At 42.1% G+C, this 21,515-nt stretch carries 22 protein-coding genes; 11 read left to right on the top strand and 11 right to left on the bottom strand.

Annotated features, from left to right (window positions below):
- Positions 1–152: 152 nt before the first annotated feature.
- On the top strand, positions 153–407 hold the full coding sequence (locus E0E36_RS07650) for an ABC transporter permease (protein ID WP_341273583.1): 255 nt from the start codon (positions 153–155) through the stop codon (positions 405–407).
- Here E0E36_RS07650 and E0E36_RS07655 read toward each other — a convergent pair.
- Positions 393–995, bottom strand: coding sequence for a Crp/Fnr family transcriptional regulator (locus E0E36_RS07655; RefSeq protein WP_130855438.1), 603 nt, complete (start codon positions 993–995; stop codon positions 393–395). The genes E0E36_RS07650 and E0E36_RS07655 overlap by 15 nt on opposite strands.
- 177 nt (positions 996–1,172) lie before the next feature.
- On the opposite strand from E0E36_RS07655, the gene E0E36_RS07660 reads away from it, so the two are divergent.
- Positions 1,173–2,156 carry a quinone oxidoreductase family protein gene (locus E0E36_RS07660; RefSeq protein WP_130855439.1) on the top strand — a complete coding sequence of 328 codons (984 nt, stop codon included), beginning with the start codon at positions 1,173–1,175 and terminating at the stop codon, positions 2,154–2,156.
- 181 nt (positions 2,157–2,337) lie between these two features.
- On the opposite strand, the gene E0E36_RS07665 is transcribed toward E0E36_RS07660, so the two are convergent.
- From E0E36_RS07665 to E0E36_RS07685, 5 genes are all read right to left on the bottom strand, one after another.
- Positions 2,338–3,201 carry a pirin family protein gene (locus E0E36_RS07665; RefSeq protein ID WP_130855440.1) on the bottom strand — a complete coding sequence of 288 codons (864 nt, stop codon included), beginning with the start codon at positions 3,199–3,201 and terminating at the stop codon, positions 2,338–2,340.
- Between the two features lie 111 nt (positions 3,202–3,312).
- Positions 3,313–4,392, bottom strand: coding sequence for an MBL fold metallo-hydrolase (locus tag E0E36_RS07670; protein ID WP_130855441.1), 1,080 nt, complete (start codon positions 4,390–4,392; stop codon positions 3,313–3,315).
- Between the two features lie 43 nt (positions 4,393–4,435).
- Positions 4,436–5,005, bottom strand: a complete 570-nt coding sequence (locus tag E0E36_RS07675) for a putative antibiotic biosynthesis monooxygenase (protein WP_130855442.1) — start codon at positions 5,003–5,005, stop codon at positions 4,436–4,438.
- The gene (locus tag E0E36_RS07680; protein WP_207303735.1) at positions 4,989–6,470 is read right to left on the bottom strand and encodes an aldehyde dehydrogenase family protein; all 1,482 of its coding nucleotides are present in this window, start codon (positions 6,468–6,470) and stop codon (positions 4,989–4,991) included. Before E0E36_RS07680 ends, E0E36_RS07675 begins: the two co-directional genes overlap by 17 nt.
- A gap of 5 nt (positions 6,471–6,475) precedes the next feature.
- Positions 6,476–8,071: a GMC family oxidoreductase gene (locus tag E0E36_RS07685; RefSeq protein WP_130855443.1), complete on the bottom strand. Its 1,596-nt coding sequence runs from the start codon at positions 8,069–8,071 to the stop codon at positions 6,476–6,478.
- 131 nt (positions 8,072–8,202) lie between these two features.
- Between E0E36_RS07685 and E0E36_RS07690 the strand changes: the two genes are divergently transcribed.
- From E0E36_RS07690 to E0E36_RS07720, 7 genes are all read left to right on the top strand, one after another.
- Positions 8,203–9,111: a helix-turn-helix domain-containing protein gene (locus tag E0E36_RS07690; RefSeq protein WP_130855444.1), complete on the top strand. Its 909-nt coding sequence runs from the start codon at positions 8,203–8,205 to the stop codon at positions 9,109–9,111.
- Positions 9,112–9,211: 100 nt separating this feature from the next.
- Positions 9,212–9,787: a TetR/AcrR family transcriptional regulator gene (locus tag E0E36_RS07695; protein ID WP_130855445.1), complete on the top strand. Its 576-nt coding sequence runs from the start codon at positions 9,212–9,214 to the stop codon at positions 9,785–9,787.
- Positions 9,788–9,934: 147 nt separating this feature from the next.
- Positions 9,935–10,780: an aldo/keto reductase gene (locus E0E36_RS07700; protein ID WP_130855446.1), complete on the top strand. Its 846-nt coding sequence runs from the start codon at positions 9,935–9,937 to the stop codon at positions 10,778–10,780.
- 332 nt (positions 10,781–11,112) lie between these two features.
- Positions 11,113–11,691, top strand: coding sequence for a TetR/AcrR family transcriptional regulator (locus E0E36_RS07705; protein ID WP_130855447.1), 579 nt, complete (start codon positions 11,113–11,115; stop codon positions 11,689–11,691).
- A 68-nt stretch (positions 11,692–11,759) separates the two neighbouring features.
- Positions 11,760–12,542: an SDR family NAD(P)-dependent oxidoreductase gene (locus E0E36_RS07710; protein WP_130855448.1), complete on the top strand. Its 783-nt coding sequence runs from the start codon at positions 11,760–11,762 to the stop codon at positions 12,540–12,542.
- Between the two features lie 49 nt (positions 12,543–12,591).
- Positions 12,592–13,230: an NADPH-dependent F420 reductase gene (locus tag E0E36_RS07715; protein ID WP_130855449.1), complete on the top strand. Its 639-nt coding sequence runs from the start codon at positions 12,592–12,594 to the stop codon at positions 13,228–13,230.
- Positions 13,231–13,372: 142 nt separating this feature from the next.
- Positions 13,373–13,558, top strand: a complete 186-nt coding sequence (locus E0E36_RS07720; RefSeq protein WP_130855450.1) for a hypothetical protein — start codon at positions 13,373–13,375, stop codon at positions 13,556–13,558.
- A 255-nt stretch (positions 13,559–13,813) separates the two neighbouring features.
- Here the strand turns inward: E0E36_RS07720 and E0E36_RS07725 are convergent, their stop codons facing one another.
- Genes E0E36_RS07725 through adhP form a run of 4 tightly spaced genes read right to left on the bottom strand, consistent with a single transcriptional unit; the run spans position 13,814 to position 16,650 of the window.
- A complete protein-coding gene (locus E0E36_RS07725; RefSeq protein WP_130855451.1) occupies positions 13,814–14,254 on the bottom strand; it encodes a hypothetical protein in 441 nt (146 codons plus the stop codon).
- 58 nt (positions 14,255–14,312) lie between these two features.
- Positions 14,313–14,867 carry a DUF1003 domain-containing protein gene (locus E0E36_RS07730; protein WP_130855452.1) on the bottom strand — a complete coding sequence of 185 codons (555 nt, stop codon included), beginning with the start codon at positions 14,865–14,867 and terminating at the stop codon, positions 14,313–14,315.
- Positions 14,868–14,874: 7 nt separating this feature from the next.
- Entirely contained in the window at positions 14,875–15,597 is a 723-nt protein-coding gene (locus E0E36_RS07735; RefSeq protein ID WP_130855453.1) for a polysaccharide deacetylase family protein, read from the bottom strand.
- 12 nt (positions 15,598–15,609) lie between these two features.
- Positions 15,610–16,650, bottom strand: coding sequence for an alcohol dehydrogenase AdhP (adhP, locus tag E0E36_RS07740; RefSeq protein WP_130855454.1), 1,041 nt, complete (start codon positions 16,648–16,650; stop codon positions 15,610–15,612).
- Positions 16,651–16,870: 220 nt separating this feature from the next.
- On the opposite strand from adhP, the gene E0E36_RS07745 reads away from it, so the two are divergent.
- Both E0E36_RS07745 and E0E36_RS07750 read left to right on the top strand, forming a co-directional pair.
- On the top strand, positions 16,871–17,701 hold the full coding sequence (locus tag E0E36_RS07745; RefSeq protein ID WP_165446935.1) for a universal stress protein: 831 nt from the start codon (positions 16,871–16,873) through the stop codon (positions 17,699–17,701).
- 93 nt (positions 17,702–17,794) lie between these two features.
- Entirely contained in the window at positions 17,795–20,320 is a 2,526-nt protein-coding gene (locus tag E0E36_RS07750) for a cation-translocating P-type ATPase (RefSeq protein WP_130855456.1), read from the top strand.
- Positions 20,321–20,339: 19 nt separating this feature from the next.
- Here E0E36_RS07750 and E0E36_RS07755 read toward each other — a convergent pair whose 3' ends face one another.
- The gene (locus E0E36_RS07755; protein ID WP_130855457.1) at positions 20,340–21,398 is read right to left on the bottom strand and encodes a response regulator; all 1,059 of its coding nucleotides are present in this window, start codon (positions 21,396–21,398) and stop codon (positions 20,340–20,342) included.
- Between the last annotated feature and the right edge of the window lie 117 nt (positions 21,399–21,515).

Raw genomic sequence — 21,515 nt, forward strand, 5'->3', positions numbered from 1 at the left:
TCGAAAGCTTCCTACTTCTTAATCAACTTTTGCTTTAACTCCGATAACCGATATTTGAGCTCATTGTTTTCTTCTAGAAGCATATTGTGTTTTTCTAACAGCCCCGTGTATTTTTCCTGGATAATCTGAAGTTGTTTTTCTATTTTGCCTTATTGACTATTTTCATTTCCTGCATGGGGTTATCGGCACTTGCTGCTTATAGCACGCTCCAGCGTCAAAAGGAAATCGGCGTACGCAAGGTGCTGGGGGCAAGTGTAATGGGCATTGTCAAGCTAATATCGACCGACTTTATCAAGCTTGTTATGTTATCCTGTACCGTCGTTACACCTATCGCATGGTGGACGATGGATCGTTCATTTAAAGCCATCCTACAAGGAAAGATTGAGCATCGCTTATTTCTGCAATAGTTTTTTTCTAACCCGACTAAGTGTTTCGGCTGATATCCCCAGATAAGAGGCAACCATTGCCTGCGGGAATCGGCGTACTATTTCGGGATAAGTTTCTTCAAGACGTAGATAGCGCTGTTCGGCTTCTAAGCTGATGGTATCCTGTAGACGCTTTTGGGTGGCGATAGCACGTTTTTGATCGATTTTGCGAGTCATATGGGTAATAGCGGGAACTTGATCGTAGAGTTGGTCAAGATTGTCTTTTGTTACCAACAGCACTTCAGCGTCTTCGGTCAGCTCAATAGTATAGATTGACGGCGTCCCCAGCCTAAAGCTCTCTTCATCTCCAAGCCACCAGGATTCTATAGCAAAACGAATCGTGTGCTCCTGCCCATTTTTATTAATTGTATACATCCTACCTGCGCCTTTCACTACAAATGCCATGTACTTGCAAATATCACCTTCCTGCAAAAGATATTGTCGTTTTCTTAGGTTCTTTTGTTTAAATGCCTGTTTTATAAGCGCTCGATCATTATCATCGAGTAATAGAGACGATCTCGATTCAATATACGAAAAAAGCACTTCAAATGATGGTTCGTGTAAACTCATATACGCAGATGATTATTTAAGAGCAATCAAAAATAAGGAATTAACGGGCGGGATGCTAATCGTGAACCATGATATTCTTGACATATGTCAAGGATAATTTACTGCATATGTCATTTTCATACCACTTATAAAGTCTCAATTTTGAATAAACTAATGCTGAGCAATCAGCCTTACAATATGAAGAAAATATATAAAAGCGGTGTAGTCCGCATCGAATCACAGGGCCCTCCCGCGGTTTTACAATATTCCATCCAAGAGGTACAAGAACCTGGAGCGCACGAGATCTTGATCAGTCAGAAAGCAATTGCTATCAATTTCGTTGATATCATGTATAGAAACGGGACTTTCCCGATCATGTCTTTTCCGGCAACGATCGGCGGGGAAGCCGCAGGAATAGTAGAACATGTCGGTAGCGGTGTCACGTCTATTAAAGAAGGCGATCGGGTTGCTTATTACAATTCATTAGGTTCGTATGCCGAAAAGCGGCTGGTGAAGGTGGAAGACCTGGTCAAGTTACCCGACGACATCTCCTATGATCAAGCCGCATCGATCTTGGCCAAGGGACTTACTGCCCGTATGCTGATCAGGCAGATCTATGCCGTAAAACCGGGAGACATTATTCTCGTGCATGCCGCCGCAGGAGGTGTTGGTTCATTGTTGAGTAAATGGGCAAAAGCGCTTGGGGCCACCGTAATCGGTACAGTAGGAACCGAGGCAAAGAGAGCAATCGCGTCCGATAACGGGGTCGATCATGTGATTGTGATGGAAACACAGGATTTGGGGGCTAAAGTAAAGGAGCTGATTGGAAATCAGCGGATCGATGCGGTATTTGATGGTGTCGGCAAAGCGACCTTTGAAATCTCAGTTAAGTTATTAAAGAATGGTGGTACCGCGGTTCTTTTTGGTATGGCTTCCGGTAATCCGCATTTGGATATGAACTATTTATCGAAAAGACAAATTCGGCTAGTGCGGCCTGCTCTGCAACAGTATCTGCCGGATATGTATAGTAGGGAATTGGCCACTCGTGAACTATTTGATGCTTGGCGCGATGGATCATTAGGTACGATAACGCCAACTGTTTATGCACTGAAAGATGCTGCCGTTGCTCATCGTGATTTGGAAGAGGGTAAGACAACCGGATCTATCATTCTTCATCCTTGATGGAAAGGGGTAATCACCGATTGGTTTGATCGGTAAATAAATGGCATATCCGGATGATCCTCTTTAAAGGGTGGTCAACCGGACGACCATTTACAAATGGATTTGAAGGAAAGGGCGTTGGCTATGTAGGGTAAAAGAAAATAAAACCGTGAGCATAAAGCCAAGACGTTTTACCAACGGCTCAGCCATGGTAAACGACCTGACTTTCTGGAAGGTTTTTTAAATGAGGTATTCTACCCGCTTTAAAATCCTGAAAGAGCGGCTTAATTTCTTCTTCCCTGTCGACGACAAATGGGCCATAGCTGATAATGGGTACTCTTTGCGGTTCTCCGGCATACAGCACAAAGCTTCCACCCTCGGCGCCACCGATAAAATCAATCTTACTATCCCCTTCTTCCGTAGACCTGTCCAACCAGACAACCTGCTGTTTCTCTATAGGTGTCGCTTCTCCACCCGCTAGCATACTTCCCTCAAGCATATAAATAAAACCATTGAAGTTTGTTGGAAGCTGTTGCGTAACCTTATCATTTTTATCCAATTTGAACAGAACGATCGTGATAGGGGTTTCAGAGGTAATGGGAGATGTTAAACCAAATGCGCTTCCACTGTAAACGTAGATTTCAGACCGACCTGTTTTTTTGGATGGCACATTTTTGAAGGGAAGTTTTTGCCATTTGGGGGCTGTCCACCTTTTGGTTTTCGGCAGCACCAGCCACAATTGTAAAATCCTTAATTTTACTTTGGTTTTAATTTCTTCCGTATGTACGATGCCGCTTCCGGTCGTCAGCCATTCCAAGCTACCTGTTTCAAAATCAGTCTCCGGGCTTCCTTCCAGCACAAGTGTGGCAATTTCAAATCCGGCGTGAGGATGTGGCCCTCCAACAACACCATGCCCCGGTAAATCGAGCTGATCATCCATCATTACGATAAAGGGATCCGTTTGCTGAAAGTCACTGCCTTCAACAACCTGAATAGCCGTATGGCCCACGCCTAAAAAGCCCTGGTTTGCTTTTGGCTGTACTATTCTTACAATTTTGCGATTCATCTTTTGATCTGTTTATGTTTTAATAAAAACCCCTTTAATGGCTTTTCTTCTTCAGTATTTGGGAGCAGAGTTTCTCCCATTATCACAAGACAGGACACGTGTCTGAGAAAATTAAACAAAATAGTTAGTTCCTCCTGTACCCCTTTTCTGATAGCCCCAATGACTCCTTTCCGTTCTTGTAGATTCCACAATGGTGTATGCGTGATATTTGGTGTTAGTGGTTACACCTGCAAGGCGCTCCTCCCACTTTTGGCCATTCGAGGTAATCTTTGACAGCATTTTGTCCGTAACATAATTGACCATCGAGTTGATCCAGTTTTCCGTGCCCACGGAATATTGGTCAGCGGGAGAAGTTGAGAAGAAAACAGCTGCTCCAACGGGCGTGCAAAACTCTTTCAGTGCCTCTTGCGCAAAACCGAGCATATCTTGAAAGTATTCCAGTGATGTACGCACATCTTCGCGGGTTCCCCAGCGTGTGATATGTCCTCCCACTAAAAAATCAAAATCAAATTCCAAAATTTGCTCGTGCGCCTCAATCCAACCACTGATGTTCTCCGAGGCATCACAATGCATGAAAGTACAGGAGCCCGGACTCACAATGTCAATCTTGGTAAGCGCCTTTTGTTTCGGTGCATAAATAAAGATGTTACCGGGGCAATGGTTAGCACCTTTATAGCTAAGCTCGAGTTTTTCACCGCCAAGTTCCACCACATAACTGTCGCCAAATATCGTAGTTGGAATAGGTCGCAAGGGATCAGGAAAACGCGTAAGCAATTCTTTGGTGATTTCATGGGCTATGATCTCAACATCGGGGCCGTACATGGCTGCCGCACCAATATGATCGGAGTGCCAATGGCTGTAAATCACCTTTGTGATAGGTTTGTCCGTTGCAGCTTCTATAGCGGCCAGCATATTTTCACCGAGAATGGGCGGTGCGTCTATTGCAATGACGCCTTCATCCGTTACAAGAAAAGCAGCATCATAACCACCACTGGTTACCCAATAAAAGCCGTCCTTTAGCTCTTCACAGTGATAGCCATTTTTGATAAATTCAGGACTGCTCAGGTATGCTGGCTGGAACTGTTGAGGTGAGGGGGCATGCTGATGCCAATCTGCCTTTTCGAAACCATGCTTCGTGTGAAAAAAATCTCCATGTTTACCGTGTTTTTCTTCGATTTGTGAATGCTTCATAATAATTGAATGTATAATATAAGTGTTTAAAAAATTACCGTGTTTATCCTTTGGATTTGAATAACCATTTACTGAAGATCCTGGTAATAAAAGGCATCACCACATAAGTCATGAGCGTAACCATCATGATAATCCCGACCAAGGTGTTTATCATTTGAGGCATTCCAATTGGCCTCAATAATTGTCTAATAAAGGGCATAAGCGTATGTAAAAGTGTAAATATGATACAGACGGTGATAATCAGCATCTTCCATTTAGTGGGTTGCATTACTCCCTCTTGTTGTTTGTTTTCAAACCAGAATTCCAGACCGGTGAGTTTAACTTCCGGTGTCACCTCTGTAAATAAGTTTTTACTTAAAGCGATCTGCCGCGCTTTTTGCTCCGAATCATTCCAGGAGGTCAGATTGGCATAAGTGTCAAATCGTAGAATAATGGCAAATACAATGGATCCGCCAGCCGTCACCTTTTCAAAAATGTCCGCGGATTGATATCCATGGAAGCCTGCAGCGGCCAGGCTGATTGTCTGAATCGCTTCAAGGGCTTCTTCTTTGTAAGGAGCTTTGGGCGTTAGCTCTATGATCGTGATTACCGGTAAATCAGATGCCCGCATCATGGTAGATGTGTTTGAATTGAATAAATTCATGCATCGCCGCCAGGCCGTTTAAACGTCCCAGACCGCTCATTTTAAAGCCGCCTTCCTCTATCTCATCGTTGATCTTTGCCCAATCGTTTATCCACACCGTGCCCACATCCAGTTTTCGGCTTACCTTTAAAGGCAGATCCACATGGCTGCTCCAGACCGATGCCGCCAAACCATATGGATTATCGTTTGCTAACTTAATTGCCTCTTCGGCCGTATCAAAAATCTGTACAGTAGCTACCGGGCCAAAGGTTTCTTCCTGTACAATAGCCATTTTGTTATCGGTAACACGTAATAAAACAGGGCGATAAAAGGAGCCTGCTGCCAAGCTTCCGTCTAACACTTTACCGCCGCGAAGCAGCACTTCGGCACCTTCATTAATCGCCTGTTCCACACGATCATTCACACGCTTTAAACTGCCTTCATCAATCAATGGCCCCATATCACTTTCAGGATCAGCAGCCGGACCTACTTTAACACGCAGAAGTCTTTCGGTGAAATCTGTGATAAACCGCTCTGCAATGTTTTTCTGAACCAAAATTCTGCTGCCGGTCATGCAGAACTGTCCTGCAAAAATGGTAATGGCCTTTTCCAAGATGGGCAATGCCTTATCCAGATTGGCATCATCGAAAACAATCATCGGTGTTTTGCCTCCCAGTTCAAAGCCAAAACGTTTGAGGTGTGCTGCACCGTTTGCCATCATAATCTTCGCGGTTGCCGTACTGCCTGTATAGCTAATGGTAGGAACATCTGGAGAACTGATAATCAATGCTGCTCCTGTATGCCCACTTTCTGTAAACTGGTTAATGACCCCTTTCGGCAAGCTCTTTACCGATGCAAAAACTTCACATATCAGGGCATTGACCTGGGCTGTTTGCCCGGGCATTTTAATAATCGCTGTGCAGCCCGCGGCCAATGCCGGTGCCAGCGACCGGATCATGAGAATCACCGGTGAATTCCAGGGTGCTATAATTCCGGCCACGCCCATCGGTTCTTCCAGAACCATACTGAAAGCACCCGGACGAGATTCCAGTGCGCGTCCGCTATGGGTCAGAACCACTGCAGCATAGTACCGTAATTTTGATGGGACACCCGAAATCTCCATGGCAGCTTCCTTCGCTATTTTTCCATTTTCAAGAGAGAGCATCCTGATTAAACGTTCGGCATAAATCTCAAAGGCATGGGCAAGCTCGTTCAATACGCGGGATCGTAGATGGCGGTTTTCTTTCCATTCGCTTTTTTCGAAGGCAGATTTTGCGGCCCGGATACCTTGCGCGGCAATCGATTGGTTGCCATCGGCATAGCGACCGATTATTTCTCCGCTTGCCGGATTAACGCTGTTTCTATAAATTTTACTGTCCAGCCATTCTCCGTTAATCCAGTTCAGTTTTACCTGTTTCTCTTTGGTAGATACCATTTCTTTTGTTGAATTTTCCATCACTGTTAATACTTGTTTTTTGACACTACCTTTGCATTTGCTCCTGTTTCTTTCATCTCATCGGCAATTTTCTCAGCCATCATGATCACCGTTACGTTGGGCCCCGTAGATATAAAACCTGGTAAAATGGACGCATCCACCACCCGTAGGCCTTCGATACCATGAACTTTTCCGGAAAAATCCACAACAGCTTCAGCACTCCCTAACGGCCCCATGGGTGCCGAGCCCATGGGGTGATTATACGTTTGGAGCGTTGCTTTTATCGATGCCAAAAGAAGGTCATCATTATATGCTTCAGGGCCGGGATTCAGCTCGCCGACCGAAAGATTTTTCAGTGGTTCTGTTTGACCGATCTTTTGCGCAAGCCTGATTCCTTCAATGAGCCTTTTACGGTCTTCTTCTTCCGCCAGGAAATTCAGGTCTATGATCGGTGCATCTTCCGGGTTGTTGCCGACAATCTTTATAGTACCCCTTGATTTGGGATTGGTCAAGGCCACGCCGAAGACATAACCTGCTTTCGTGGGGCTCGTATCGGGATTAAATAAATGGCCTGCAGTGATGTGGATATCGAGCTCGTCCTTTGATGCATAAGAACTTCTTGTCCATAGATTGACACCTGTAACCGGAGAAAGGCGGCCAATCGTCTTCGGATCTGCTGCGTAGGTATTGAAGTAAAAGGGGTGATCTAAGATTTGCCTGCCTACAGGGAGATCGGCGACAACCGATATGTCTAAATCTTTCAGAACGGAAGCGGGACCAATGCCCGAACGCATCAGTATTCCTGCTGAGCCGTAGGTGCCACCGGATACGATGATCTCGCCGCCATGAAATACGCGTCCATCCGCAAGTTGTACAGCAACAGCCTTGTTATTTTCGAACAATACCCTGTCCACCAGCACATCACCTTCAATGCTTAGGTTACTCCGTTCTCTCACGGAAATATCCAGGTAGGTCATCCCTGTGTTCATCCGCACACCATTGATAATATTTACGGGGTAGGGGCCTATGCCGTATTGCTTTTCGCCGTTAAAATCGCTTACTTCTGGATAGTTGTTTGCTTTGGCCGCCTCTATGAAGGCCTGCTGCATCGGGGACAGATCGGACTTGCGTAGTTGATTGATTGGGAAGTAACCCGAATGCCCATGCCATTGGCTATCCTCAAGATTGGATTTTTCCAGTTTCTTAAAATAGGGTAGCACTTCCTCCCACGACCAATGGTCTATACCCATATCCGCCCAGCGGTTAAAATCGTTGGGAATACCCCTGACCGCTACGGCCCCGTTTACCGCGGAGCTGCCTCCCAGGATTTTACCGCGCGGTACGCCAATTTTATCGCCGCCCTTCTGACTATTGGCTGTGTAAGCCCAGTCGTACCGGGCATCACCACCAGCTCCGAGTATCTGGCTATTGGCGACCGATTCGGGATAAGAAAATTCGTCATAGATGGAGCCTGCCTCTAACAGTAAAATGTTAAATGAACTTTCTTCGCTCAGTCTGTTAGCTAAGACGGCGCCCGCCGATCCGGCACCTAAAATAATATGGCTATAGATCTGCTGACTATTCCTTTTTTTTGGCGATGTAAATGATTTGTTTTTAGTCATTTAGTTTAATTTTTTCTAAGAGAATTTTGACTTTACAAATCTTTACATTTGTCAAAACAGATGACATGTACAAACGGCGCTTTTATATATCCTTTTTACGTTTTATATACAAAATGTCTTAATTTTACATAATGAAAGATTCTCATGTCTCAACGCGAATAGTCTCGATCGGCGAAATTAATTCGGCTTCGGGACAGGAATCTTTGGGAGATCAATTCCATGTTACGCGTACGAATGAGATTATCGGGCAGCCGAGCTATGAAAGGCCTGTAAGGGGTGATCACTTTACTTTCTTGCTTGTTCTCGCTGGCACTACTTCTTTGAAATACAATCTGTTGGATTACAAACTTGAACCGAATGACCTGTTCATCATCGCCCCCGGGATTATTCACGAATATCATCCCGGCATTGACGGCCTCATAATTGGTACAGGATTTACAAAGACATTTTATGCAGAGTCTTTGATCCATAAAAAGGATATCAATGTATTTGAATATCTATCTTCCAATACCGATCCGCACTTTCGGTTAAGCACTAAAGAAGCTGGCGTTTTACACGACTTGATGTTGATGCTTAAGACCAACCATGCCAATCAGGAACATGCCTTCCAATTTGATCTTATGTTCCATAGCTTCAATCTTTTTATGTTAGAGCTGGCTGCCATCATTAAACACCATCGGCCGAACAACGGTGCGACGTCAACACGTAGAATGGATTTACTAAATAGCTTTTTGAAGTTGTTGGCAATACATTTTAAGGTAGAGAGAAGCGTACAGTTTTATGCAGAGAAAATCTTTATATCCCCAAAGCACTTAACAAAAGTTGTTAAAGAAGAGACCGGCAAGTCGGTTGGTCAGCTGGTAAACGAAATGGTAATCGCAGAGGCAAAAATATTGCTGGATACTTCATCGTTGACCGTTGGAAACGTGGCAACCGAGTTAAACTTCAGTAGCCAGTTTTTTTTCAGTAAATTTTTCAAAAAACATAGCGGATTAACACCCTCGCAATTTCGAACAAATACATCAAAAACAGTGAGATAGGAACAACCACAACTACCTGTGGGGTACAAAATAATCTTGGTCAAGACATCTTTTTATGAAATTATTTTGAAACGATCGGTTTAATACATACTTTTGTCATATGCCAAGGAACAAGGAATTCGATTACGATGAAAAGCTGGTAACAGCTAGAGATCTTTTCTGGAAGAAAGGTTATAATGCGACGACTATGAACGATCTGGTGGATACAATGCAAATTAACCGGAGTAGTTTATACTTGGCTTATGGTAACAAACACGACCTGTTTTTAAAATCCCTTACGAACTATATCCAAAACAAGGATAAACAATACAGCCAGGCAGCGAAGAACAGTGAAAAGCCGTTAGAGGCGATCCGTAACGTTATTTATTCTGTCATGGAATCTGCTTTGCGAGACACTAACTGCCTGTTCACCAACTCGGTATTTGAGCTGGCAACAACGGATCAGGAGGTGAGCGAAATGTTGAAAAAGCAAACCCTGAAAGCGGTTGACCTTTTCGAGAAATTGTTGACGCAAGCAAAAGAAGACGGCTCCCTTTTATCAGCTAAAGAGCCGCGCGCATTGGCACACTTTTTAACATCGGGCCTTGTATCGATCTATAACACGCACATATTATTTGCGGATGCCAAACTCACTAAACAAACAACAGAATTTTTGATCGGGTCGATCAACCAATAATTTTTTTATCTTATTGTGGAACGATAGGTTTAATATAAAGGTATGTATATATGATAAAAATCAATCTTCGGTACACATGGTGGCGCTTGTATAGGAAAACTTATTGGACCACTTTCTCTAAAATAAAAACTCATAATAATTAATAACATGCAGAAAATCAAATTAAACAATGGCATCGAAATGCCTCTTGTAGGTTTAGGCGTCTTTCAGATACCGGATCTGAACGAATGCGAACAAACCGTGCTAACAGCTATCAGATCAGGCTACCGTTTGATAGACACCGCTTCCCTATACCTGAACGAATCCGCGGTGGGTAGCGGCATCAGAAAAAGTGGTGTAGCCAGAGAAGAACTATTCATCACTACGAAACTTTGGGTGCAAGATGCCGGTTATGAAAAGACGAGAATAGCTTTCGAAAAGTCACTGAAAGAATTAGAACTCGAGTATCTTGATCTATATCTCATACATCAGGCTATGGGAGATTATTACGGTTCGTGGCGTGCCATGGAAGAACTGTACAAAGAAGGCAAGATACGCGCTATCGGCGTAAGTAACTTTTTCCCGGACAGGGTAGTCGACCTCATCGCACATAACGAGATTGTTCCGGCGGTAAACCAGATAGAGATCAATCCTTTTTATCAGAGAGCCGCCGAGCACGAATTATTAAAGAAGCACAATATCGTCACACAATCCTGGGCATCATTCGCAGAAGGAAAAAATGAGATCTTCAGTAATCAGGTGCTTACCGGTATCGGCAGTAAATATGGAAAATCTGTCGCACAGGTTACCCTACGTTGGCTTATCCAGCAAGGTATCGGTGTGATCCCGAAATCGGTGCGTGAAGAAAGAATGGTGGAAAACCTCAATATCTGGGATTTTGAACTGACCTCAGAAGACATTGATGCCATAGCAAGGCTGGACACCGGTAAAAGTGTTTTCTTTGATCATCGTGATCCCGAAACCGCTGATTGGCTCACCAAGCTAACGTTCTAATTAACAGATCAACAAATAATTGTAATGTCAAGATCCATGGCCTGCTCAGGCTATGGATCCTATTTGATCAAGAAGTATTCTGAAGATTATAGCTAGGGTTCCTACGTAAATTCACATGGAACCGGTTGCACCTACATTTGGACGATTAGATTGGCCGACGACTCCGACCGTATAATTGGCGACTGTGCATTCGGAAAATATACTCGGGTTTCATGGGCTCATCTTTTTTCAAAGCCGATATCCTGTAGTAGATATATAGATAAAAAAAAAATGCGCAAAAAGAATTTATTTTTGAACGTTCATTCAAAAATAATTCCTACCTTTGTATCATTATGCCAAGAGTGATAGAATTTAACGAGCAAAAGATCATCTCCAAAGCGCTACAGGTATTTTGGAAGAAGGGCTATCACGCCACTTCGATGAAAGATTTGGTAGAAGCTACCGGGCTAAATCCCGGAAGTATCTATAATACTTTTGGAAACAAGCATGACTTATTTTTGGCTTGTCTCAAGGATTATCTGAACCCCATTTATGCATACGATTTGAAGCAAAAGGAAACGCAGAAAAATCCGCTGGAATTACTTCGTGAATTTTATATGGAGGTTGCTACCAATTCCGTACTAAGCCAAGACTCCTGCCTTTCAGTTAAAAGCTCTTTCGAACTCGCGGCGACAGATGATGAAACGCATCAGTTATTGAAGAACAGCATGGATAAACTGTTCGAGATCTTCGAACAAATGGTCATCAATGCACAAAAAGCCGGGTCTATCAGTGATAAGCAGGATACTTTCTTATTGGCCCAACTCATCGTAGCCACTTTGCCGGGCTTGGGGCAGAATTTCATTCTTTATAAGGATAAAAACCGCATAGCCAAAATCATTGATGATCTTTTGGATATGATAACACGATAAATTTTTTTTACCCTATTTTTGAACAATCATTCAAGTATAAATTATATTAACATTTAAATTTTAAGACAATGTCAAATTCAGAGCGCACGAATTCAGTGCAAAAAACAGAAAAAAAAGTAGCGTTGATCACAGGAGCTAACCGAGGTATCGGCCAACAGGTAGCAAAAGAGTTGGCAGGCCACGGTTTCATTGTACTGGTCGGGTCTCGCAAATTAGAAAATTCAAAAAAGGCTGTATCGGAAATAGGTGAAAATGCATATCCGATCGCCATTGATGTAACCAATAAGGAATCCATTTTGAAGGCAGCCAATCAGGTAAATACAGAATTTGGCAGACTTGACGTATTGGTCAACAACGCCGGGATCTCGCATGCAGGTTCATCAGAAAGGTCATTGGAAGAAATACTGGCCTCTGGCAAAGCCAGTGTAGCAGATATTGACGAGATGCGAGCCGTTTGGGAAACAAATGTTTTCGGCCTACTGGCTGTTACCCAGGCCTTTCTGCCATTGCTTCACAAGGCTCCTTCTGCCCGCATCGTTAATCTGTCCAGTGGTATGGCATCTTTAAATCTTAATGCAGACCCGGAATATCCGTACCGTGGAGGCTTCAATGTTGTTTACGGTGCCGGCAAGACAGCCGTCAACGCAATTACCCTAGCCTTGTCCATTGAGTTGGAATCTAGCAATATCCGTGTAGAGGCCGCAAGTCCTGGTTTTGCAGCGACCGCCATGAATAATTTTGAGGGAACGGAAACCGTCGAAGAGGCTTCCCGCAATATTGTTCGTGCAGCTCTTGGAGAGAATGACCCTTCAGTACTGTTCTCTGCACCGGAAGGATCGTTTCCTTGGTAAATTATCCCGGTTTTGGACAAGCAATATTTTAGAACTAAAAAATTTCGAGATGGAAAATGGAATATCAAACAAGGTGAATCCTCAAGAAACTACTAAGACCATTGGAATAGTGGGAGCAGGACACATAGCGCAAGCTGTTGCAAGGCATGCAGCAAAAGCAGGCTATAAAGTAATCATCAGCAGTAGGAAAAAACCTGACGAATTGGCTGATTTGGCCTTCTCTTTAGGGAACGGAGTAACTGCAGGAACCCCAACTGAAGCAGCACAGGCAGACCTTGTACTGATCGCCGTTCATTTTGATCAGATACCGGATGCTGTAAAAGATATAGATTGGAAAGGACGTACCGTTATAGATACGAGCAATGCCATTGTTTTTCCAGAGTTTAAACCTAAAGATTTTGGCGGAAAAACATCCAGCAGGGTTAATACCAGTTTATTTCCCGGTGCTTCACTTGTGAAAGCATTCAATACATTACCGGCCGCAATTTTGGCTTCAGATCCTAATGTGGATAAAGGTAGACGTGTCATCTTTGTCTCAGGGGATGATGATGAGTCGAAAAAAAAGGTTCTAACCTTTGCAAAAAACTTGGGCTTTTATCCGATAGATTTAGGAGGTTTGGATGAAGGCGGTAGATTACAGGAATTCGGAGGCGCCCTTATCACTCATAACCTTATCAAATTGAAATAAAGATAGTGAATGAGCTTTATAAAGCCCGTTGGGTTATGATATTAAAGAAAGTACCATTCTTGATGCCGTAATTACGAAGGAATAGTTTTTTTGCCCCGATCTTGAACGATTATTCAAGATTGGGGTTAAATAAAACGAAAATATGAAACGAATAAATGAGAACAGTACCTCAGGTGTAATCAAAATGTACAGCCAGGGAGGTCCGGAAGTATTGGTATTTCTTGTTTGCGTATTATCTTCGTCTAATATGGTGATCGTATCTCCATCGGCAACTCTTATGAGTTTACCTTTGATGATGTTCTGGCAAAAGACAATGGGACCGAGCTGACATATAAATTCAACTATTACAAATACTGAATCAGGACGAGCACTTTCTAAGAAACAATCTGAACCCTTTTGCAGTAGTGGTACTTACTTCGCTTATGGCCATCAAGCATAAAGACATAAGTGATGAAGAAATAAAAGGCATCAAGCATGATCTGTATGATGAATAGGCCGAATGGAGCTTACCATGCCAAAAATTTACATTACTGTATGTGAATGGAAATGAAATTTTTGACAAGGACGGTATGTTTTTACTAAATTATCTTGTAAAAGTTCTGGGAATTAATTGCATTGAGAACCCCATATCCGAATTCGATAGTGGATTCCGTTTACTTATGCAAGTTGTAATACCATAACAGAATTTGCCCAGTTCACTCATTTGTTCATGAACCTGCGATATAATAGCGGGGCGATAAAAATCAGATAAAATACAAAGGCTGCGAAAGAAGGCAACGTTTAGCCGATAAAATAGGGTATAGCCAACAATTTTTTTAGGATCGTAGTCCAAGCGAATCGTATAAAGGCCTTTACTAAGCCACAACAATCTTTGGGTAAATTCGATCGGGCTGTTTTCATTTAATTGAAGATCTTGTAAAAAATTACCAGTTACAATGCCTTCTCTAGAAATGCAAAATATCTCATTGCAATCCTTCATGCTCAACGTCTTCAAAAGTACATTTGTTTTATTCGCTGTGTTCATATTATAACCATTTAATGTGAATTGTCTGTTGTATCGATCCCATATCTCACTTTACAAATCAAAGCTTTGATGTATGATCCGCTAACTTTGCACTTATATGTTTAAGTAAATCAAACTGTTGTTTTTGGGCTTCAAAGAGTGTTTTTAGTTCCCCTTCCAACAACAGATCCATTTTCTTGTGTAAACTGCGAATTTGCAGTTCGGCTTTCAGGTTTATCAGGTAATCATTCTCACTTCTTTTCCTGTCTTTCTCCTCCTGTCTATTTTGGCTCATCATAATAATTGGGGCTTGTAAGGCCGCCACACATGAGAGGATTAGATTCATAAGAATATAAGGGTACGGGTCAAAGATATATAATGAGGAAGCAAGGGTATTAATGAGTATCCAGCCGGTAAGCATTAAAATAAAGACAATAATAAACCACCAGCTGCCACCGAAGCGAGCCACTTTATCGGACAATTTCTGACCTCTGCTGAGGGTTTCCAGTGGTGGGTTCGATAAATTTTGAATGATGAGCTGCTCGTCAACGATTGTTTCCTTAACAATCTGATGTAATTTGGACAGTTGTTCGTTCTGATGTTTTAATAATTGGTCAATATCTTGCGTGTCCATGGTCTGATTATTTGTTAATTAAAGGATAGCTGTCTAGGTAGGCGAATCTTAATTTTTTCCTGTTCATCTCTTCAATCAGTTTTTTTAATTCATTTACCATGATCGCCGAACAAAACATTTCGTCATGTAAGAGGAGTACTAAATGATCTTTGGTAAAAGTGTTGCGTCTCTTTAGTCTATGTTCAATTACTTCCATTAAACCTAGTGCATCTATGCTTGGCTCTTTCGTTATGCTGTCCTGCAGCCATGCTATATCCCAGCCGATAATGGTATATCCGTTTGCTGCCAAATGATCGGCCGCTTCAATTCCGTTTGTTATGTCATTTTTACTTCGACCGTTTATTCGCCACATATTTCTGCCCGGCATCCGGATAATGGAGGAAAAAGGATTAAGAAGCGAATCATTTTTCTGAAAGTCCTTTAGCACAGCCGCTGTATCTCGATAGTATTTTCGATAATGACCATTTGCATGGCTGTAACTGTGATTAAAGATTTTGATATGGGGATTACTTTTATAACGAGCGTAATTTATACGTCCTTCCTTGCTGGATAAGTTTGCTCCTACGGCAAATATATTGACGGCTATTCGTTCTACTCTAACTAAACTGTCGATGCATTTACTTTCAGGAAGTGGGCCATCGTCTAGCGTTAAGTAGATGGTTTGTTGTATCGCAATCGTTTTTGCGGTGAGCCCTATTATTAAAAACAGGGCGAGCAGCATGGTTTTCATAGGGCTTATCATTTATAAGGTAGGGCTTCCGATCTGAAGCACCACTCGACCTTCGATGCTACCTTTTCTCATATCGTCAAAGATCTGGTTGATATCTTCCAGTTTGCCGGCATGTACAGAAGCTTTTACTTTCCCTTCCACGGCAAAGCCAATCGCTTCTTGCATGTCTTTTCTAGTACCTACAATTGAGCCTCGTACTGTATACCGATTAAGAACGGTGTCAAAAATGGGCAGATCAAAACTGCCCGGAGGAAGCCCATTCAAGGAGATTGTACCTTTTCGCCGTAATGCTTCAATTCCTTGTTTGAAGGCGATGGGCGAAACGGCAGTTACAAGAACACCGTGCATTCCTCCCGTTGCCCGTTTCAGAAAGGAACCTGGGTTTGTTTCTGTCGCATTGACGGTAATATCTGCGCCCAATGATTTTGCTAATGCCAACTTATCATCGGCAACATCAATAGCCGCTACATGTAAACCCATTGCCTTAGCGTATTGAACAGCAAGGTGACCAAGGCCTCCTATTCCGGAAATGGCTACCCACTCACCGGGTTTGGTATCTGTCTCTTTTAAACCTTTGTATACTGTAACGCCTGCGCAGGTTATCGGTGCAATTTCTAGAAAATTAATATTTGGCGGGAAATGGGCTACATATCTTGCATCCGCCACTACATATTCTGCGTATCCGCCGTCTACGCTATACCCGCCGTTCTGTTGGCTTTCACAAAGTGTTTCCCAGCCGCTAATGCAGTACTCGCAATAACCACAGGCACTAAATAACCATGGAACGCCTACGATATCGCCTTCTTTGACATTTGATACCAGTGGGCCCAATGCGACAACATAACCCACAGCTTCGTGTCCTGGAATTAGAGGCAATTTCGGTTTTACCGGCCAGTCACCTTCACAGGCGTGTAAATCGGTATGGCATACGCCACAAGTAACAACCTTTACGAGAATTTGGTTTTCTTTGGGCTGCTTTACAGGAACTTGCTCAATTTGGAGTGGCTTGCCGAACTCATGTAGAACGGCCGCCTTCATTGTCTTTGGTATCATAGTTTTGCTGTTTAATCTTGATATCAAAGGTACTCCGCTGTCTTCAACACGTGGATGATTTACCTCAACCTTACAAATGATTATCGTCACATTGATAAAAGGGGCGTTTTGCTTGAAAAGAGAAGAAAGCTATTATGATTAAAATCATAGTCTATTATGTCGTTCATCATCCGGGATACCTGACAACTTACATAGCTTTGCTTGAAATAAAATGATCATTATGGAAACTTTATTAATCGCAACAGACTTCTCAAAAGCTGCCAATCACGCGGCTATTTATGCGGCACATTTAAGTAACCAGTTGGAAGCTAAACACCTAATATTATACCACTCTTATGAACTGCTTCCTACTACTGCTGATATCCCAGAGAGCATTGCACTGTCTGATGGCCGACTGCATGAACGTAGTTTGGATCTGCTCGACGAATTAAAACGCGAATTTATACAGACCTTGGATCCGCATACGAAAATTACCCTAGTAGCGAACTCGCTAAACATGGAACAGGGAATCAATAACCTAGCAGTAGAACACGGCGTCAATTTGGTTGTGATTGGGTTGTCTGGTAAAAATACCTGGGAGAAACTGCTGGTGGGTAGCAGTACAAAGTCCCTATTAAAAAATTGCCACTTACCTTTATTAGTCGTACCGGTCAACGCTGCCTTTCAACCAATTGATAAAATTGTTCTCGGTTGTGATCTGGAAGACGTCGCTGAGACCATACCGATTGAAAAACTTAAGTATCTAATAGGGAAGTTGAACGCCCAGCTGCTGGTAGTGCATGTAGACCATAAAGAGGAAGAGCATTTTGATGCCGATATGATCCGCGAACAATATGACTTTTATGATTTGTTCGAAGATTTTAATGCATCTATTCATTATATAGATAATAGAAATATTGATAAAGGAATTCTTAGCTATACTGAAAATCATCAAGCGCAGATGATTATCGTAATAGCGAAGAAACATTCGTTTATAGAAAGAATTACCAAGGAAAGTATTTCTAAGAAATTAGCTGCAAAAACGCGGGTTCCCCTGCTGATTATCCGTTAATGAACTTATCGAGTCTATATTTGTTTTTTGTAAGATTGATCGTTACTACCGGAGTGATGGTTGAAAACACAGACTCGATTCAATAGTTAATTTATGAATGCTACAAATTCTGAAATAGAAACAAATGCTAACCAATACGGTTTTCGTGGTTTGACAGCAACTGAAGTTGTTGAGCAACGACAGCGTGGGGGAGAAAATAGTATTGAACAACAAAAGGAGCGTGGCTTGATTCATATAGTAATTCAACTGTTGAAAGAACCGATGGTACTCCTTTTATTGTTAGCTTCTGCCGTATATTTTGTGAGTGGAGAGAAGGCAGATGCGATATTCCTGTCAGTTTCTATTGTGCTTATCAGTGTCATTTCCATATTTCAGGATTCGAGAAGTAGAAAGGCAATCGCGAAATTGAAACAGATCACAGCTCCCAAAAGCAAAGTCATTCGTTCCGATGGAGTTGTCATAATTGACAGTAAAGAACTTGTTCTGGGCGATTACCTGATAGTTGAAGAAGGGAATACCATTGCTGCAGATGGTAAAGTACTCCGTGCACATGATTTTTCTGTAAACGAATCCATTCTTACCGGTGAATCTTTAGCGGTTTATAAGGACGGAGCTGCAGATGATGCCTATGTTTTTCAGGGAACAAACGTGGTAAGCGGTTCTGCAGTTGCCTTAGTAACAGCAGTTGGGGAACAAACTACACTTGCCAAAATAGGAAAAAGTATCGACCATATAGCGGTTGAAAAAACACCACTAGAGAAGCAAGTCGAATCATTTGTAAGAAAAATGGCTTATGTAGGCGTTTCGGTATTTTTGCTTGTTTGGTTTATAAATTATTTAAAATCGCTCACCATTCTGGATAGTCTACTTAAGGCTTTGACTTTAGCCATGAGTATTTTACCAGAAGAAATTCCGGTTGCATTTACTACATTTATGGCCCTGGGTGCATGGCGATTGATGAAGAACGGCGTGTTAGTTAAGCAGATGAAGACTGTGGAAGCTTTGGGAAGTGCAACTGTGATATGTACGGATAAAACAGGAACACTCACGGAAAATAAAATGAGCTTGATAGACCTGTATACTTGGGATGAAGACAAATACTATGGTATAGAGGACCAAAAGCTAGGTGAATCCGCAAAGAAACTGTTAACCGCGGCTATGTGGGCCAGTGAAATTGTTCCGTTTGATCCCATGGAAAAAGCAGTGCATGAGCAGTATGCGAAGGCGATTGATTTGGATGAACGCCCGTTATTTCATATGGTATATGAATATCCAATAGAGGGTGTGCCACCAATGATGACGCATGTGTTTGAAAACGAACAAGGCCAGCGTATTATAGCAGCCAAAGGTGCACCCGAGGCCTTTTATGCGATCGCCAATTTTACTAATGAAGACAAATTGAGACTCGAAGGTGCCATAGAGCGTCTGGCGTCTAAAGGTTATCGCTTATTAGGTGTTGGCGTTTCTCATTTTCCGGGAAATGAATTCCCGGAAAAGCAACAATCATTGCTATTTGAATTTGTTGGATTAATTGCCTTTTATGATCCGCCAAAAAGAAATAGCAAGGAGGTGCTTAAACAGTTCTACAATGCAGGAATTAAGGTTAAACTTATTACAGGCGATAATGCGATAACCACTTTGGCAATTGCGGAGAAGATAAACTTCAATGGTCGAGAACGGCATATCACAGGTGCCGATTTATTACAATTACAGGAACCGGCGTTAACAAAGGCCGTAATGGACAATCAGATCTTTACACGCATGTTTCCTGAAGCGAAACTAAAAGTAATGGAAATTCTAAAGAATAACCGGGAGGTTGTTGGTATGGTAGGTGATGGGGTAAACGATGGACCGGCCTTACGAGCGGCTCATATCGGTATTGCCATGGGCAGAAAGGGTTCCGAAATTGCAAAGGAAGCTGCCTCGTTGATATTACTGGAAGATGACTTATCCAAAATGGTCACAGCAATCGCCATGGGAAGGAAGATTTATACTAACTTGAAAAAAGCAATACAGTATATTATTTCCATCCACATTCCTATTATACTGGTTGTGCTTGTCCCGTTGGTGCTTGGGTGGGTATATCCGACTATTTTTTCTCCTGTACATGTTATCTTTTTAGAATTAATTATGGGGCCAACTTGCTCCATTGCTTATGAAAATGAACCCATGGAGCCGAATACTATGCAGCGGAAACCTCGCCCGTTAACACAAACCTTTTTTACGTGGAAAGAGTTGGGCACCAGTATTATCCAAGGTTTGGCGATTACCCTTGGCATACTGGGGATTTATTTGTTTGGTGTCCATGCCGGGTTGGGAGAGACAGGCGTTCGTACCATCGTTTTTCTTACACTTATAACGGCGAATATCACATTAACTTTGGTGAACCGTTCTTTTTATTACTCATTTATTGCGGTTTTGAAGTACAGGAATGTGCTAATTCCCTGGATTATATTGGTTACTGCCCTTGTGGTTTTATTGCTTTTAACGATACCGCCCCTGCGCTCCTTTTTTGGCTTTCAAAACCTATCCATAGCGCAACTCTTATTGAGTGCAATCGTAGGTTTTTTTAGCGTATTGTGGTACGAATTAATCAAGTGGTATAAACGAACCTATTAGAAACTGTTTTGGTAGAAAATTAATTGTGCATTTTTCTTAATTTATCATAATTCAAAATGGAAATCCGATTGTCCTCGATCGTGATTAGCTTTTCTTGTTTGAAATCGCCCAATGTGCGGATCAATGATTCTTTAGCGACACCGGCGATGGAAGCAAGGTTTTCCCTTGATAAATCAATATAAAAGGGGGAAGCCCTTTCCGCGTTGTATTTATCATATAAGGTTATTAGGGAGTCGGCCACCTTTTTACGTAGGGAATTGTACGCTACCGCCAGTAATTGATTTTCGCTCATGTCCAGGTTTTCAGCTAAAATATTGATAAACTTCCTCATCACCGCAAAATTACTGTTCAACAGTTCCTCAAAATCAGACTTAGGTATAAGTGCTAGTTCTGTATCTTCAAGTGCTTCAGCAGATTCTCGATACTCGCAGTTTTCAAGTAAGGCACGGTAACCTAAAAAATCACCCGCTTTATATAGGTTTATAATAAGCTCCTTTCCGTCTGTATTTCGCTTGAAAGTTTTTACTTTGCCTTTCAAAACATAGAATAAACGTGCGGGCTGATTCCCCTCTGAATAAATCAACTGTTTCTTTTTATACCTATTGATATTACGACCTTCTTTAAGATCTTCCATGTAATCTCGTTCACCTAAGCTGCGCATCAATTGACTTACGCCATTTAAGTTAGGCTGCAATTTTTCTTTTAAAAACTCACTTTTTTTTAGCCGGGCTTCTACCACGTTTAAAAGCTCTGTTCCATCAAAAGGTTTGGTTAAGTAATCATCGGCTCCCAGATCCATACCTTTTCGTACATCCATTCGTTCGGTCTTCGCAGAAATGAAAATAAATGGAATATGATGCATAGGCATATGCTTGTGCAATAAATGGATAACACCATAGCCATCCAAAACAGGCATCATAATATCGCATATAATCAAATCTGGTTGATATTCTAAAGCTAGGGAAGCCCCTAATTTTCCATTTTCCGCAGTGTAAACTTTATAACCGGCAAGATCCAAGATTTCAGCCATACTTTCTCTAATCTCTTGATTATCTTCGATGAGAACAATTTTTTTCATGAGCGTATAGTTTGACCAATCATAAAAGCCATTAACACTTACATGAATAGAGCGTTATTTTTAGAAAGTGTGTTTCAAGGGCTGTCAGTGGCTTTCGTAAATATAGATATTTTTGAA

The sequence above is a fragment of the Olivibacter jilunii genome, assembly GCF_900607235.1.
Taxonomy (GTDB): domain Bacteria; phylum Bacteroidota; class Bacteroidia; order Sphingobacteriales; family Sphingobacteriaceae; genus Olivibacter; species Olivibacter oleidegradans.